Origin of the sequence: Tabrizicola thermarum (assembly GCF_003574395.1) — a bacterium.
Lineage (GTDB): Bacteria > Pseudomonadota > Alphaproteobacteria > Rhodobacterales > Rhodobacteraceae > Tabrizicola > Tabrizicola thermarum.
This window is the reverse complement of the sequence record NZ_KZ984536.1, coordinates 175,018-189,885: the sequence shown is the minus strand read 5'-3', so window position 1 is coordinate 189,885 and position 14,868 is coordinate 175,018. Positions and strand designations below refer to the sequence as shown.

The window sequence follows — 14,868 nt, the reverse complement described above, 5'->3', positions numbered from 1 at the left end:
GCAAACCCATGGCACTCAATCTGACGATGACTTCCGAGCGTGAAGAGCTGAAGCCGCGCATCACCGTGTTCGGTGTGGGCGGCGCGGGCGGCAATGCGGTGAACAACATGATCGACAAGATGCTGGAAGGCGTCGAGTTCGTCGTGGCCAACACCGATGCCCAGGCCTTGCAGCAAAGCCGGGCAAGCGCGCGGATCCAGATGGGTGTCAAGGCGACGGAAGGTCTTGGAGCAGGGGCCCGGCCCTCGGTCGGGGCGGCGGCGGCGGAGGAGACGATCGAAGAGATCGTCGACCACCTGGCGGGGGCGCACATGTGCTTCATCACCGCGGGCATGGGCGGGGGCACCGGCACGGGTGCGGCGCCGATCATCGCGCAGGCCGCGCGCGAGCTGGGCGTGCTGACGGTCGGCGTGGTGACCAAGCCCTTCCAGTTCGAGGGCGCCAAGCGGATGCGCCAGGCGGAAGAGGGGATCGAGGCGCTTCAGAAGGTGGTCGATACGCTGATCATCATCCCGAACCAGAACCTGTTCCGGCTGGCCAACGAGCGCACCACCTTCACCGAAGCCTTCGCCATGGCCGATGACGTGCTGTATCAGGGCGTGAAGGGCGTGACCGACCTGATGGTGCGGCCCGGCCTCATCAACCTGGACTTCGCCGACGTCCGCGCGGTGATGGACGAGATGGGCAAGGCGATGATGGGCACCGGCGAAGCCAGTGGCGACGACCGGGCGATCCAGGCGGCGGAGAAGGCGATTGCCAACCCGCTTCTGGACGAGATCAGCCTGAACGGGGCCAAGGGTGTCCTCATCAACATCACCGGCGGGCACGACCTGACGCTGTTCGAGCTGGACGAGGCCGCCAACATCATCCGCGAGAAGGTGGACCCCGAGGCGAACATCATCGTCGGCTCCACTCTGGACACTGCGATGGAAGGCCGTATCCGCGTGTCGGTCGTGGCGACGGGCATCGACGCCTCGGCGGCGAACAAGGCCGAGCCGCCGGTGGCGCGCCGGACGATGGAGCGGCCGCTGTCCATGGCCCCCGCCCGCGAACCGGAAGCCCCGCGCGCGGCTGCGCCGGCGCATGTGCCGACGCCCGAGCCGGTGATGGAAGAGCGGATGGCCTTCGGGCAGGAGGTCGAGAGGGTTGCCGACGCGGCCTTTGACGCAGCGGCGTCGAAAGCCGACTTCGAGGCCGACGACCTGTCGATCGCCGACGATCTGCCGCCGCCCGCCTATCGCCCGCAGACCCCGGCGCAGCCGGCGCTGGTCCGGTCGACCCCGGCCGCGATCGAAGCCGATCCGGGTGCCTTTGTCGCCCCGCGTCCGCGGGCTGCCGGTCAGCCCTCGCCCGAGGCGCTGGCCCGGTTGCAGGCAGCGGTCAGCCGTCCGGGCCATGCCCCGTCGCAGTTCTCACGCCCGGCCCCGGCCGCCGCTCCGGCTGCCGCACCGGCTGCGGCCGCAAAGCCGCGGTTCGGCATCGGCTCGCTGATCAACCGCATGGCCGGACATCTGGAAGCCGGCAGCCCGACTGCCCCGACGGGCCGCACGCAGCCGCCGGTGACCTCTTACGACGACGATCACGACCTGGGTTCCGATCAGGACCGGATCGAGATTCCCGCCTTCCTGCGCCGCCAGGCCAACTGAAAAGAACGCGGCACCACCACCGAGACTGGCCCGGGAAACCGGGCCTTTTCCTTTTGGTGGCAAGGCCTTGCCGAAGGTTTCACATCTGTCACATATGGTCACAAAGAGTGAGTTGAGATAGCGGCTCTTAACGAATAGCTAACGGGCAACCGGATGCGGGCGCTGAACCTGCCCGGCATGAGGTTGAGCGAGACGTGCAGAATACGCTGAATTCCCCTGCGACTTTTTCCGGGCTTGGCCTGCACACTGGCCTGCCCGTGCGGATGGTCGTGCATCCGGCGCCTGCCGATCACGGGATCTGGTTTCGTCGCACCGATGTCGCCGACCGCGACCAGATGATCCCGGCGCGCTGGGATGCCGTCACGCCGTCGCGCCTGTGCACGGTCATCCAGAACGAGGCGGGTGTCTCGGTTTCGACCATCGAACATCTGATGGCCGCGCTGGCCGGGTTCGGCATCCACAACGCCCTGGTCGAGATCGACGGACCCGAAGTACCGATCCTTGACGGCTCGGCCGTGCCCTTCGTCGAGGGCTTCATGGCCGCCGGGCTGGAAGAACAGGACCCGCCGGTCCGCGCGGTGCGGATCCTGAAGCCGGTCGAAGTGCGCGAGGGCGATGCCCTGGCGCGGCTGGAACCGGCCGACATGCTGGAGATCGACTTCCGCATCGACTTCGAGGACAAGGCGATCGGCGTGCAGGAGCGTCGGCTGAACATGGCCAACGGCGCCTTCGTGCGCGAGTTGTCCGACAGCCGCACCTTCTGCCGCCAGTCCGACATCGACGCGATGCGGGCCAAGGGTCTGGCCCTGGGCGGCACGCTGGAAAACGCGGTGGTCTTCGCGGGCGACCGGGTGCTGTCGCCGGGCGGCCTGCGCCATGCCGACGAACCCGTGCGTCACAAGATGCTGGACGCGGTGGGCGATCTGGCGCTGGCGGGTGGCCCGATCCTGGGGCGGTACATCGGGGAACGGGCGGGCCATGCGCTGACCAACCGACTGTTGCGGGCACTGTTTGCCGATGCTTCGGCCTATGAAATCGTGGACTGCGGGCCGCGCACCCTGGGCAAGCTGCCGGGGGTTGGCGTCCATGCGGGTGATTTGCCCTTGCGCAACGGGTGTCTCTGAACCTACGCAAAGTCACGAAAGGCGTTTTGCGCCCCGGATTTTTCTGTGCTAGGACGGGCCAAACACAGGGGCGAACCGCCCGGGCTGCAGGTTGGATAGGCAAAGAATGTCAGGCAGAAGGCCCGGCGCAGGGTTTCTAGGAGCGGCGGTTCTGGTGGCGGCGCTGGCCGGCTGCGCGGGCGGCCCGCAGGAACGCGCGCTTGATACCTACACCGCGGAAGAAATCTACAAGAAGGGCGAGCTGGAGCTTGAAACCGGCAAGAAGCCCAAGGATGCGCTGATCTACTTCCAGGAAGTCGAACGGCTGTATCCCTATACCGAATTCGCCAAGCGTGCCCTGATCATGCAGGCCTACACGCATCACAAGGCCAAGCAATATCCCGAAGCGCGCGATGCAGCGCAGCGATTCCTGGATTTCTACCCCGGCGACGAGGATGCGCCCTACGCGCTGTACCTGATGGCGCTGAGCTATTACGACCAGATCGACGACGTGGGCCGTGACCAGGGCGTGACCTTCCAGGCGCTCAAGGGCATGCGCGACGTGATCGAGACCTATCCCGACAGCGAATATGCCCGATCGGCCATGCTGAAGTTCGAGCTGGCCTTCGACCAGCTGGCGGCGAAGGAGATGGAAGTCGGGCGCTACTACCTGAAGCGGCGGCACTATGCGGCGGCGATCAACCGGTTCCGCACCGTGGTCGCGGATTACCAGACGACAAGCCACACGGCCGAGGCGCTGCACCGGCTGGTGGAATGCTATCTGGCGTTGGGCCTGACCGACGAGGCGCAGACGGCGGCGGCGATCCTGGGCTACAACTACCAGTCCTCGCCGTTCTACGACGACAGCTTCCGCCTGTTGAAGGGCAAGGGCCTGTCGCCGGAAGCCAAGGGCGAAGGCTGGCTGCGCACGATCTATCGCCAGATGGTCCGCGGCGAGTGGTTGTGAGGATGGTGCGCTGCTGCGCACCCTGCGGCTGACGATGCTGCGCAGTCTGGATATCCGCGATGTCCTTATCATCGACCGGCTGAGCCTGGAGCTTGGCCCGGGTCTGAACGTGCTGACCGGCGAGACGGGGGCGGGGAAGTCGATTCTGCTGGACGCCCTGGGCTTCGTGCTGGGCTGGCGGGGCCGGGCCGAGCTGGTGCGGCAGGGCGCCTCGCAGGGGGAGGTGACGGCGGTCTTCGACCTTTCCCCCGGCCATGCCGCGCGGGGCGTGCTGGAGGCGGCGGGGATCGAGGCCGAGGACGAGCTGATCCTGCGCCGGGTGAACAGCGCAGACGGGCGCAAGACCGCCTTCGTCAACGACCGCCGGGTCAGCGGCGAGGTTCTGCGCGATCTGTCGGACACTCTGGTCGAACTGCATGGCCAGCATGACGACCGGGGCTTGCTGAACCCGCGCGGGCATCGGGCGCTGCTGGACGCTTACGCGGGGCTGGACCTTGGCGCGGTGCGCACGGCCTGGGCGGCGCAGCGCGAGGCGCGGATGCGGCTCTCCGAGGCCGAGGCGGCGCTGGCGCGCGCGGCGGCCGAGGAAGAGTTTCTGCGCCATGCGGTGGGGGAACTGGACAAGCTGGACCCTCGCCCCGGTGAGGACGAGGCGCTGGACGCCCGTCGTCGGCTGATGCAGGGCGCCGGGCGGATCCGCGAGGATGTGGCCAAGGCGCTGATGGCCCTGTCGGACGAGGGTGCCGAAGGCCGGATGCGCGACGCGCTGCGTTGGCTGGACGGCGCGGCGGACAAGGCCGAGGGGCGGCTCGACGCGCCGATGGAGGCGCTGAACCGGGCGCTGATCGAACTGGGCGAGGCTCAGGCCGGGGTGGAGCGGGCGCTGGAGGCGCTGGACTTCGATCCCGGGGAACTGGAGCGGGTGGAAGAGCGGCTGTTCGCGATCCGGGCGCTGGCGCGCAAGCATGGGGTCCTGGCCGACGATCTGGGCGGGTTTGCCGATGGCTTGCGGGCGCGGCTGGCGGCGATCGACGGCGGGGCGGCGGGGATTGCCCGGCTGGCGAAGGCGGTGGCCGAGGCGGAAGCCGCCTATGCGGCCGAGGCGGCGCGGGTGACGGCGGCTCGGCGCGCGGCGGCGAGCCGGCTGGATGCAGCGATGGCGGCGGAACTGGCGCCCCTGAAGATGGAGCGCGCGGTTTTCGTGACCGAGGTGACGCCGGGCGAGCCGGGGCCCGAGGGGGTGGATGCGGTGACTTTCACCGTGGCTACGAACCCCGGCTCACCGGCGGGGCCGCTGAACCGGATTGCCTCGGGCGGGGAGCTGAGCCGGTTCCTTCTGGCGCTGAAGGTCTGCCTGACGGGCGACAGTCCCGGCCTGACGCTGATCTTCGACGAGATCGACCGGGGGGTCGGCGGGGCGACGGCGGATGCGGTGGGGCGCAGGCTCAAGGCCCTGGCACAGGGCGCACAGGTTCTGGTGGTGACGCACAGTCCGCAGGTCGCGGCCTTCGGCGCGCGGCACTGGCGGGTGGAGAAGCGGGTGGCGGGGGGCCAGACGCTGTCCACCGTCACGGCCTTGCCGCCCGGGGAAAGGGTCGAGGAGATCGCCCGGATGCTGGCGGGCGACACGGTGACCGAAGCGGCCCGCGCCGCCGCGCGCGCCTTGCTGGCCGGCTAGGCGCTCTGCCCGCAGTTACGGCATTCTTGTGACAGCCTATGCGTCAGGCGCATGACGGAATTGCCGGAGCGGACCTGCAATGCTGCGCTGCGGCGCGCTATGTTCAGGGCCAGAAGAAAGGGCAGTCACATGTTCAACATCCTGAAATCGCTTGTCGCAACGCCTCCCACCGATGCCATCTCGGAACGCGAGCGGGCCTATCTTGACGCTGCCGTGTCCCGGATCGACCTTGAACGCCGCGAGCGCGAGATCGACCGCGGACTGTTCCGCCAGCCGCATCCCTATTACTAGGCCCTAGTCCGGCACCAGCTTGCCGGGGTTCATCAGCCCCAAAGGATCAAGGGCGCGTTTCAGCGCGCCCATGACCGCCCAGGCGGCCCCGTGTTCGGCCTGCATGCAGGGTCGCTTGCCGAAGCCCACGCCATGTTCCCCGGTGATCGTGCCGCCCAGTCGCAGGGCGCGCCGGGCCATGCGGCCCGCCAGGGCCTTTGCCGTGGCCACTTCGGTGTCCGAAGCCGGATCGACCAGCAGGATCGCGTGGAAATTGCCGTCGCCGACATGGCCGAGGATCGGGCCGGGGATGCCGGAGGTCGCGATGTCGGCCCGGGTTTCCTCGACTGCCGTCGCCAAAGCCGAGATCGGCACGCAGACATCCGTCACCACGGCCTTTGCCCCCGGTCTGGAGGCCAGAATCGCGCGGTAGGCCGCATGACGCGCGGCCCAGAGCCGGGTGCGGTCCTCGGCCTTGTCAGCCCAGTCCAACCCCGTCGCACCATGGGCGGCGGCCAGATCGCGGAAACGGGAGACGTCCTCGGCCAGGCCCGCAGGGTGGCCGTGGAACTCGACCAAGAGCTGCGGGGCAGGGGGCAGGGAGAGGTGCGAATAGGCGTTGCAGGCGGCCACCGTCTCGGCATCCAGAAACTCGATCCGCGCGGGCGTGAGGCCCATCTGCATCGTGGCGATCACGCAATCGACCGAGGCCGCGACCGAGGGGAAGGCGGCGACGGCGGTCATCACCGCTTCGGGTTGGCCGTGAAGCCGCAGGGTCAGTTCGGTGATGAGACCGAGCGTGCCTTCGGAGCCGACGAAGAGCGCGGTCAGGTCGTAACCCGCCGAGGACTTGGGCGCGCCCGTGCCGGTGCGGATCACCTGACCATCTGCCAGCACAACCTCCAGCCCCCGGACGTTGTCGCGCATCGTGCCGTAACGGACCGCCGTCGTGCCCGAGGCGCGGGTGGCGGCCATCCCGCCAAGCGTGGCATTGGCCCCGGGATCGACCGGGAACATCAGGCCGGTGGCGCGCAGCTCGCGGTTCAGGGCCTCGCGCGTGATGCCCGGCTGGACGCGGACGAGGCGGTCCTCGGGGCGGATTTCAAGGACGGCGGCCATGTCGCGGAAGTTGACCACCACTCCGCCCGAGACCGCGAGAGCGTGGCCTTCAAGCGAGGTCCCCGCGCCCCAGCCGATCAAGGGGACGCGGTGGGTCGAGGACCAGCGGGCAAGGGCGGCGACCTCATCGGTGGCGTGGGGGAAGACCACGGCGTCGGGCCGGCCGGCGGAGACCAGGCTTTCGCTCTGGGCGTGCTGGGCCAGGAGGGCGGGCGCAACCGAAAGCCGGTCGCCGAAGATCGCGCGAAGGGCGGCGAGGGCGGTATCGTCAAGCATCGCTTTAGCCTAGCGGCTTTCAAGGGGGGCACAAGCACTGGCCCTTTTCCAGGCGTTCGGCTATCAGGCGCATGGTCGCAAGATGGAGTCGCCCCGATGAAAGCCGCTGTCGTCACCTTCCCGGGTTCGAACTGCGACCGCGACCTTGCCGTGGCCTTCGAGGGCGCGGGGTTCGAGGTGGCGCGGGTCTGGCACAAGGACAGCGATCTGCCGAAAGGCGTGGACGTGGTCGGGGTGCCCGGAGGCTTCAGCTTTGGCGACTATCTGCGCTGCGGGGCGATTGCGGCGCAGTCTCCGATCAGCGCGGCGATCCGCGCCCATGCCGTCCGCGGCGGCTATGTGCTGGGCATCTGCAACGGGTTTCAGGTCATCACCGAGATGGGCCTTCTGCCCGGCGTGCTGATGCGCAACGCGACGCTGAAATTCGTCTGCCGGACGGTCTCGCTGCGGGTCGAGACGGCGCAGTCCGACTTTACCGCTGCCTACCGGAAGGGGCAGGAGATCCTCGTTCCCATCGCGCATCACGACGGCAACTACACGATCGACGCCGAAGGGCTGGCGCGGCTGAAGGGCGAGGACCGGATCGCCTTCACCTACACGCAGAACCCCAACGGCAGCATGGGCGACATCGCGGGCATCCTGTCGGAGAACCGCCGCGTGCTGGGGATGATGCCGCACCCCGAGCGCGCGACCGAACCGGCGCTGGGAAGCAGCGACGGCAAGGGGCTCTTCGCCTCGCTGATGCGCGGGATGGCGCTGGCCTGAGCCGCTTCGGCTTGAGACCACTTCCGGCGGGGCCTACTCTGCCCGCATGACTTCCAATGATACCAGTTCGATCTCTGCCGCTGCGCCGGGCCTGCCCTGGCGCGCCAAGCTGGTGGTCGTCTTTCTGGTGCTTCTGGCGACCATCGTGGTGCTGGTGTCGAACCGACTTCTGACCGACCGCTACACGGCCGATACCCGCAGCCGGGCCGAAGTGCGGCTGGCGCTTTACACCGGGAACCTGATGGCGGAATTGCAGCGGACTTCGGTCGTGCCGCTGTTGCTGGCCAATGACCCGGACCTTGTTTCGTCGCTGAAAAGCGGCAACTTTTCCGGCACTTCGGCCAAGCTGATCAAGCTGCAATCGGAACTCGGCGTCGCCTCGATCCGGCTGCTGGATTCCGACGGTCGGGTGGTGGGGGCGACGAACCGCAATCTTCTGGGCACCAGCCATCGCAACGCGAAGTATTTCGTCGATGCGCAGCGGTCGAAGGACACGATCTTTTCGGCGGTGCGGCGCGAGACGGGGGGCTTTGATTTCCTCTATTCCCGCAAGGTCACCGATGGCAGCACGACGCGGGGGGTGATCCTGGTTTCGGTCGATCTGATGAAATACGAACGCGCCTGGGCGGGGTTGCAGGATGCGATCATGGTCACCGACAGCGAGGGCACGGTGATGCTGGCGACCGAGCCGCGCTGGCGGGGTCTGCCCGCCGCCGATGCGCTGGCGCTGCGCGATCCGCCCTCGGCCATCGCCCGGGCCCTGCGGGCCACGGCGGAATGGACGCAGGACCCACCCGACGCCTATGTGCGGGGCGAGGCGGTGATGCGGACCGAGGCGCGCGTGCCGTTCCGCGGCTGGAAGATTGCCACCTTCACCGCCTATGGATCTGTGCGCGATCAGGTGAACGGGATCCTGGCGCTGGAGATCATGGGATTTGCGATCCTGATGGCCTTCACTTTCTACCTCTTGTCGCGCCGGGCCTGGTCGCGGTCGCTGTCGTTCCAGCGGGAGTCAGCGGAACTGCGGCTTCTGAACGCCCGGTTGCAGCGGGCGATTGCGGAGCGGGAGAAGGTGAAGAAGGACCTGGAGGTGGCCGAACTGACGCTGGCACAGTCGTCGAAACTGGCGGCCCTGGGCGAGATGTCGGCGGCCGTCAGCCACGAGCTGAACCAGCCTCTGGCGGCGATGAAGACCTATCTCGCGGGCGCGCGGCTTCTGTTGCAGCGCAAGCGTCTGGACGAGGCCCTGTCGTCGTTCCAGCGGGTCGATGACCTGATCGAACGGATGGGCGCGATCACGCGGCAGTTGAAGTCTTACGCGAGGAAAGGCGGCGAAGCCTTTGAAGAAGTTGATCTTCGGGCTTGTGTGTCGTCGGCGCTGGCGATGATGGAGCCGCAGCTGAAGGCGCGCGTGGTGAAGATCAGCCGGGGCGTCCCGCGCCAGCCGGTGATGGTGATGGCCGACCGGCTGCGGCTGGAACAGGTGATCATCAACCTGTTGCGCAACGCGCTGGACGCCACGAAAGACATCAAGGACCCGCAGATCGACATCCTTCTGTCGGCGGGCGAGACCGCGACTCTGACGGTGCGCGACAATGGTCACGGGATCAGCGATCTCGAGAACCTGTTCGAACCTTTCTACACGACGAAGAAACCGGGCGAGGGCGTGGGGCTGGGCCTTGCGATCTCCAGCGGCATCGTCACCGATCTGGGCGGCCGTCTGACCGCGCGGAACGGCGACGGGGGCGGCGCGGTGTTCGAGATGCAATTGCCGATCCTTGGCAACAGACAGGAAGCAGCAGAATGATGAGGTCCAAATGGCCCGCGCAATGAAAGTGGCAATCGTCGATGACGAGGCCGACATGCGGCAGTCGATCAGCCAGTGGCTGGCCCTGTCCGGGTTCGACACCGAAACCTATGCCAGCGCCGAGGACGCGCTGAAGGCGATCGGGCCGGATTTCCAGGGTGTGGTGGTCAGCGACATCAAGATGCCGGGGATGGACGGGATGGCGTTCCTCAAGCGGCTGATGGGGCAGGATTCGGGACTGCCGGTCATCATGATCACCGGCCACGGCGATGTGCCGATGGCGGTCGAGGCGATGCGGGTGGGGGCGTTCGATTTCCTGGAGAAGCCGTTCAATCCCGACCGGATGACCGAGCTTGCCAAGAAGGCCACCCAGGCGCGGCGGATGACGCTGGACAACCGGGCGCTGCGCAAGGAACTGGCTGACGGCTCGACCATCATCAAGAAGCTGATCGGCTCGTCGCCCGCGATGGAGCGGCTGCGCGAGGATATCCTGGACCTCGGGCAGGCGGACAGCCATGTGCTGATCGACGGCGAGACGGGGACGGGCAAGACGCTGGTCGCCCATGCCCTGCACGCGGTGGGGCCGCGGGCGTCGAAGAAGTTCGTGGCGATCTCCTGCGCGGCCTGGAGCGAGGACAAGCTGGCCGCGCGGCTGTTCGGGCCGGCAGAGGATGGCGCGCTGCCCCTGGTCGAGGAAGCGCGGGGGGGCACGCTGTGCCTGGAGGACATCGAGGCGATGCCGTCCGCGTTGCAGGCGCGGCTGCTGACCTTCATCAACGATCAGGGCACGCCGCCCGAGACGCGGATCATCGCGATCTGCAACAGCCATGCCCCGGACACGACGCTGGAGCAGTCGCTGCGGCCGGATCTCTACTACCGGCTGGGGGCGATGACGATCCTGCTGCCGCCCTTGCGGACGCGGGGCGAGGATATCCTGCAGCTGTTCACCCGGCTGTCCGAGCAGTTCGCCGAGGAATACGGCTGCGAGGCGCCGCAGGTGACGGCTCAGGAAGCCGCGCAGCTGTTGCAGGCGCCCTGGCCGGGGAACGTGCGGCAGCTGGTCAACATCGCGGAACGGGCGGTGTTGCAGAACCGGCGGGGGTCGGGGTCGATTGCCAGTCTCCTCATGGCCGAGAACGAGGCTTCGGGGCCGGCGCTGACCACGGAAGGCAAGCCGTTGAAGGACTATGTCGAGGCCTTCGAACGGATGCTGATCGACAACACGATGCGGCGGCACAAGGGGTCGATCGTGGCGGTGATGGAGGAGCTGTGCCTGCCGCGCCGGACGCTGAACGAGAAGATGGCCAAGTATGGGTTGAGCCGGAGCGACTACGTCTGATCCCGTGGGCTGCCCACGCGTGGGCAGGTCTTCGCGGCCAGTGAAAACAAGGGCTTGGCTGTGGGCATCAGGGTTGCGTCAGGATTTGCCCGCGCCTGAGGGGTGGCTCTGCGTCGCCCCTATTCGGCCCTTGAACGGCGAAGCCGGACTTGCCTCAGGCCCGCGTTGCATGGCTTTCTCGGCGGAGGACTCGCAGGGGTGGCAAGGTGCGGAACGGGTGGATCGGGGCAGGGCTGGTGCTGACTCTGGGCGTGCCGCTTGCCTCGCAAGGCGGGCTGGCCTGGAAACTGCACGCGGTCGAGGCGGGCTTGTGCGCGAATCCCCGGCTGCACGACATGGGACCGGGTGCTTGCCATCCCGCTGGCCCCGCGCAACACGACCCGGGCCGACAATGCTGCCGTCGGGACCGAGGCGGCGATGCGGGCGATCTGCCCGACGGAACGGGACGAGCCGGACTCGGTCTGCCGGTGGCGGCTGGGCCATCGAGTGCCCGAAACACGCCTGTGACAGGGCCGTGAAATTCGCCATTGCCCTTCCTGCGGCTTGCCCATAGGGTCGGCCAGAGGCAGTTCGCTGCCCGAAGAATTCTCTCCTTTGGGGCCCGGGCGCGTGAAATTCGTGTCCCCTCAAAGGAGCCGGATCGGCCGCAAGGCTGTGCACATTGCCCGCAAGTCCTTGGATTTGTTGGCTGAATTAGGTGGAGGGCCCGAAAGGCCTTTCAGTTGTAACCGCGATGAGGCGTGTGGGCATCTTGCGCAACGGATCAGGCGACCCCAAGGGTCGCAGACCGCTGCATCTGCCCGCTGCCCGCGCCCAGACAAGCCGCCCCGCCCGTTTCGACCTTCCGTCCGGCCCGCCGGACGACCCGTTGCGCCCGGGGCGCAGTGGACCAACATGTCAAAGAAAATGCTTATCGATGCCACCCATCCCGAGGAAACCCGGGTGGTCGTGGTTGACGGAAACAAGGTCGAAGAGTTCGACTTCGAGACCGTAAACAAGCGCCAGCTTGCCGGGAACATCTACCTGGCCAAGGTGACGCGGGTCGAACCTTCGCTGCAGGCGGCCTTCGTGGAATATGGCGGCAACCGCCACGGGTTCCTGGCCTTTGCCGAAATCCACCCCGATTACTATCAGATCCCGGTGGCCGACCGGAAAGCCCTGCTTGAGGAAGAGCGGGCGATGGCCCGCGCCGAGGAGGAAGAGGACAACCGTCGTTCGCGCCGGCGCCCGCCGCGGCCTGCGGCCAGGGCCGAGACGGTGAAGTCGGACGACATGGTGACCGAGGGCCCGTCCGGGATGGACGTGGTCGATCTGGGCGAGGACGAGGGGACCGACGGGCCGCTGGTGCAGGCTGCCGCAGCGGGGCAAATGGATGCCCCCGAAGATCAGGACCATGAGCACCACGATCACGACCACCACAACGAGTCGGTCGAAAACGGTTCTGACGGGCATTACCGTGCGGTGGACCATGCCAGCGACACCGACGACGAGATCGAATCGATCGCCGAGGAGGATCTGGCCGAGGAGATCGCCGCTCCGCGCCGCCCGCGCGCCCGGCGCTACAAGATCCAGGAAGTCATCAAGGTCCGGCAGATCATGCTGGTCCAGGTGGTCAAGGAGGAACGCGGCAACAAGGGCGCGGCGCTGACCACCTATCTGAGCCTTGCGGGCCGCTATTGCGTGCTGATGCCGAACACGGCGCGGGGCGGCGGGATCAGCCGCAAGATCACCAATGCGGTGGATCGCAAGAAGTTGAAGGAGATCGCGAACGAGCTGGAGGTGCCGGAAGGCGCGGGCCTGATCGTGCGGACGGCAGGCGCCAAGCGCACCAAGCCCGAGATCAAGCGCGACTACGAATATCTGATGCGGCTGTGGGAACAGATTCGCGAGCTGACGCTGAAGTCGATCGCTCCGGCCAAGATCTACGAGGAAGGCGACCTCATCAAGCGGTCGATCCGGGATCTGTATTCCCGCGAGATCGACGAGGTGCTGGTCGAGGGCGAGGCGGGCTATCGCACCGCCAAGGACTTCATGCGGATGATCATGCCAAGCCACGCCAAGCAGGTCGTGCGCTATCAGGACCCGGTGCCGCTGTTCGCGAGATACGGGGTCGAGGGCTATCTGGCCAGCATGTTCAACCCGGTCGTGCAGCTGAAATCCGGTGGCTACATCGTGATCGGCGTGACCGAGGCGCTGGTGGCGATCGATGTGAACTCGGGCCGGGCCACGAAGGAGGGCTCGATCGAGGAGACGGCGCTGAAGACGAACCTGGAAGCCGCCGAGGAAATCGCGCGCCAGCTGCGCCTGCGCGACCTCGCGGGGCTGATCGTCATCGACTTCATCGACATGGAAGAGCGCAAGAACAATGCCGCGGTCGAGAAGCGTCTGAAGGACAAGCTGAAGACGGACCGCGCGCGCATCCAGGTGGGGCGGATCTCGGGCTTCGGCCTTCTGGAGATGAGCCGGCAGCGCCTGCGCCCGGGGATGCTGGAATCGACGACCCAGCCCTGCCCGCATTGCCATGGCACGGGGTTGATCCGGTCGGACGATTCGATGGCCTTGCAGGTCCTGCGCGCGCTGGAGGAGGAAGGGACGCGGAAGCGGTCGAAGGAGGTGCTGCTGAAGGCGCCGGTGGGGATCGTGAACTACCTCTTCAACGCCAAGCGGGAACATGTGGCGCTGATCGAGGCGCGCTATGGCATGGCGGTGCGGATCGAGGCGGACCCGACGATGGTGTCGCCCGATTATTCCATCGAGAAGTTCAAGACCGCGATCCGGGCGGTGCCGGAGGGTCCGGTCGTGTCGGGCCATGCCGGGCTGATGGGTGCTCCGGTCGAGGAAGAGGACGACGAGGATATCGTCGACGATCTGGTCGAGGAGGAAGCCGAGGAGGCCGAGGCTTCGGTCGAGGTTTCGGGCGGGACCCGGACGGCTGCCGCTGCGGCGGCGGGCGAGGGCGATGGCCAGGGCGGGCGCAAGAAGCGTCGGCGGCGTCGGCGGCGGCGGGGTGGCCAGCGTGAGGGGGCCGCTCCGGCGGGCGAGGAGTCGGTCGAGGCCGGGGCCGAGGGCGACGACGAGGACAGCGCGGACGAGGACGGCGCGGGCGAGGTCGAGGTGGAGGTTGCGGCGGAAGCGGTGAGCGAAGAGCCGACGGCCAAGCCGAAGCGCACGCGCAAGCCGCGCGGGACAAGGTCCGAGCCGGTGGAGACAGTGGCCGAGGGTGTCGCAGCGGCGGCGCCGGCGACCGAAGCGCCTGCGGATGAGCCGGTCGCCGAGGCGAAGCCGGCGCCGAGGAAGCGGGCAAGCCGGGCCAAGGCGGTCGCGGCAGAGGCGGAGGCTCTGGCCGCGCCGGTCGGCGAGGCCCCGGTCGTCCAGGAGGCCCCCGAGGCCGAGGCGCCGAAGCCGAGGGCGCGCTCGCGAGCCAAGGCACCTGTGGCGGCGGAGGCGGAGGCGGTGGTCGAGGCCTCCGAGGCCCCTGCGCTGGCCCCCGATCCGGGACTGGCGCCTGTGGCCGAGACCGTGGTCGCCGATCCGGCCGAGGCCGAAGCTCCGGCGCCGGAAGCGGATGAACCGGCCAAGCCCAGGCGCAAGGGCTGGTGGTCGCTGGGCCGCTGAGGCGGTGCGCAGGATTGCGGAACGGGCGGCTTCGGCCGCCCGTCTTGCGTTCAGCCGCGACGGATCAGGTGCAGCGTCACGGCCCCTTCGCTGGACGACCCGAGATAGGCGTGACCGGCTTCGGCGCAGAAATGCGGCAGGTCGATCCCGGCCATGGCATCGGTCGCACGGACGCAGAGCACCGTGCCGGGGGCAAGCGACAGAAGCCGCTTCCGTGCGCGCAGCACGGGGAGCGGGCAGAGAAGCCCCTCGCAATCCACCATCTCGTCCCAATCCGTCATGC

12 protein-coding genes are annotated in these 14,868 nt (G+C 67.9%); 10 read left to right on the top strand and 2 right to left on the bottom strand.

From position 1 onward, the window contains the following. Positions 1–8 precede the first annotated feature (8 nt). From ftsZ to D5084_RS01540, 5 genes are all read left to right on the top strand, one after another. The gene (ftsZ, locus tag D5084_RS01560; protein WP_128513745.1) at positions 9–1,646 is read left to right on the top strand and encodes a cell division protein FtsZ; all 1,638 of its coding nucleotides are present in this window, start codon (positions 9–11) and stop codon (positions 1,644–1,646) included. A gap of 194 nt (positions 1,647–1,840) precedes the next feature. Then, positions 1,841–2,770, top strand: coding sequence for a UDP-3-O-acyl-N-acetylglucosamine deacetylase (lpxC, locus tag D5084_RS01555; RefSeq protein ID WP_128513744.1), 930 nt, complete (start codon positions 1,841–1,843; stop codon positions 2,768–2,770). A gap of 106 nt (positions 2,771–2,876) precedes the next feature. After that, the gene (locus D5084_RS01550) at positions 2,877–3,716 is read left to right on the top strand and encodes an outer membrane protein assembly factor BamD (RefSeq protein WP_128513743.1); all 840 of its coding nucleotides are present in this window, start codon (positions 2,877–2,879) and stop codon (positions 3,714–3,716) included. A 34-nt stretch (positions 3,717–3,750) separates the two neighbouring features. Next, positions 3,751–5,394 carry a DNA repair protein RecN gene (gene recN / locus D5084_RS01545; protein ID WP_128513742.1) on the top strand — a complete coding sequence of 548 codons (1,644 nt, stop codon included), beginning with the start codon at positions 3,751–3,753 and terminating at the stop codon, positions 5,392–5,394. Positions 5,395–5,523: 129 nt separating this feature from the next. Then, a complete protein-coding gene (locus D5084_RS01540; RefSeq protein WP_128513741.1) occupies positions 5,524–5,685 on the top strand; it encodes a DUF3563 domain-containing protein in 162 nt (53 codons plus the stop codon). A 3-nt stretch (positions 5,686–5,688) separates the two neighbouring features. Here the strand turns inward: D5084_RS01540 and D5084_RS01535 are convergent, their stop codons facing one another. Continuing rightward, on the bottom strand, positions 5,689–7,059 hold the full coding sequence (locus tag D5084_RS01535) for an FAD-binding oxidoreductase (RefSeq protein ID WP_128513740.1): 1,371 nt from the start codon (positions 7,057–7,059) through the stop codon (positions 5,689–5,691). A gap of 96 nt (positions 7,060–7,155) precedes the next feature. On the opposite strand from D5084_RS01535, the gene purQ reads away from it, so the two are divergent. From purQ to D5084_RS01515, 5 genes are all read left to right on the top strand, one after another. Then, a complete protein-coding gene (gene purQ / locus D5084_RS01530; RefSeq protein ID WP_128513739.1) occupies positions 7,156–7,824 on the top strand; it encodes a phosphoribosylformylglycinamidine synthase subunit PurQ in 669 nt (222 codons plus the stop codon). A gap of 46 nt (positions 7,825–7,870) precedes the next feature. Then, complete coding sequence (locus tag D5084_RS01525) at positions 7,871–9,631, top strand: sensor histidine kinase (protein ID WP_128513738.1); 1,761 nt, start codon at positions 7,871–7,873, stop codon at positions 9,629–9,631. Between the two features lie 10 nt (positions 9,632–9,641). Then, a complete protein-coding gene (locus D5084_RS01520) occupies positions 9,642–10,970 on the top strand; it encodes a sigma-54-dependent transcriptional regulator (RefSeq protein WP_128513737.1) in 1,329 nt (442 codons plus the stop codon). 345 nt (positions 10,971–11,315) lie between these two features. Continuing rightward, complete coding sequence (locus D5084_RS18225) at positions 11,316–11,477, top strand: hypothetical protein (RefSeq protein ID WP_155523086.1); 162 nt, start codon at positions 11,316–11,318, stop codon at positions 11,475–11,477. A gap of 387 nt (positions 11,478–11,864) precedes the next feature. Then, a complete protein-coding gene (locus D5084_RS01515; protein WP_128513736.1) occupies positions 11,865–14,585 on the top strand; it encodes an Rne/Rng family ribonuclease in 2,721 nt (906 codons plus the stop codon). 50 nt (positions 14,586–14,635) lie between these two features. On the opposite strand, the gene D5084_RS01510 is transcribed toward D5084_RS01515, so the two are convergent. After that, complete coding sequence (locus D5084_RS01510; protein WP_128513735.1) at positions 14,636–14,866, bottom strand: sulfurtransferase TusA family protein; 231 nt, start codon at positions 14,864–14,866, stop codon at positions 14,636–14,638. Between the last annotated feature and the right edge of the window lie 2 nt (positions 14,867–14,868).

What these genes read in the sequence shown, in the direction of transcription:
- ftsZ (WP_128513745.1), top strand. Translation starts at nt 9, where the DNA reads ATGGCACTCAATCTGACGATGACTTCCGAGCGTGAAGAGCTGAAGCCG.
- D5084_RS01550 (WP_128513743.1), top strand. Translation starts at nt 2,877, where the DNA reads ATGTCAGGCAGAAGGCCCGGCGCAGGGTTTCTAGGAGCGGCGGTTCTG.
- recN (WP_128513742.1), top strand. Translation starts at nt 3,751, where the DNA reads ATGCTGCGCAGTCTGGATATCCGCGATGTCCTTATCATCGACCGGCTG.
- D5084_RS01540 (WP_128513741.1), top strand. Translation starts at nt 5,524, where the DNA reads ATGTTCAACATCCTGAAATCGCTTGTCGCAACGCCTCCCACCGATGCC.
- D5084_RS01535 (WP_128513740.1), bottom strand. Translation starts at nt 7,059, where the DNA reads ATGCTTGACGATACCGCCCTCGCCGCCCTTCGCGCGATCTTCGGCGAC.
- purQ (WP_128513739.1), top strand. Translation starts at nt 7,156, where the DNA reads ATGAAAGCCGCTGTCGTCACCTTCCCGGGTTCGAACTGCGACCGCGAC.
- D5084_RS01525 (WP_128513738.1), top strand. Translation starts at nt 7,871, where the DNA reads ATGACTTCCAATGATACCAGTTCGATCTCTGCCGCTGCGCCGGGCCTG.
- D5084_RS01520 (WP_128513737.1), top strand. Translation starts at nt 9,642, where the DNA reads ATGGCCCGCGCAATGAAAGTGGCAATCGTCGATGACGAGGCCGACATG.
- D5084_RS01515 (WP_128513736.1), top strand. Translation starts at nt 11,865, where the DNA reads ATGTCAAAGAAAATGCTTATCGATGCCACCCATCCCGAGGAAACCCGG.
- D5084_RS01510 (WP_128513735.1), bottom strand. Translation starts at nt 14,866, where the DNA reads ATGACGGATTGGGACGAGATGGTGGATTGCGAGGGGCTTCTCTGCCCG.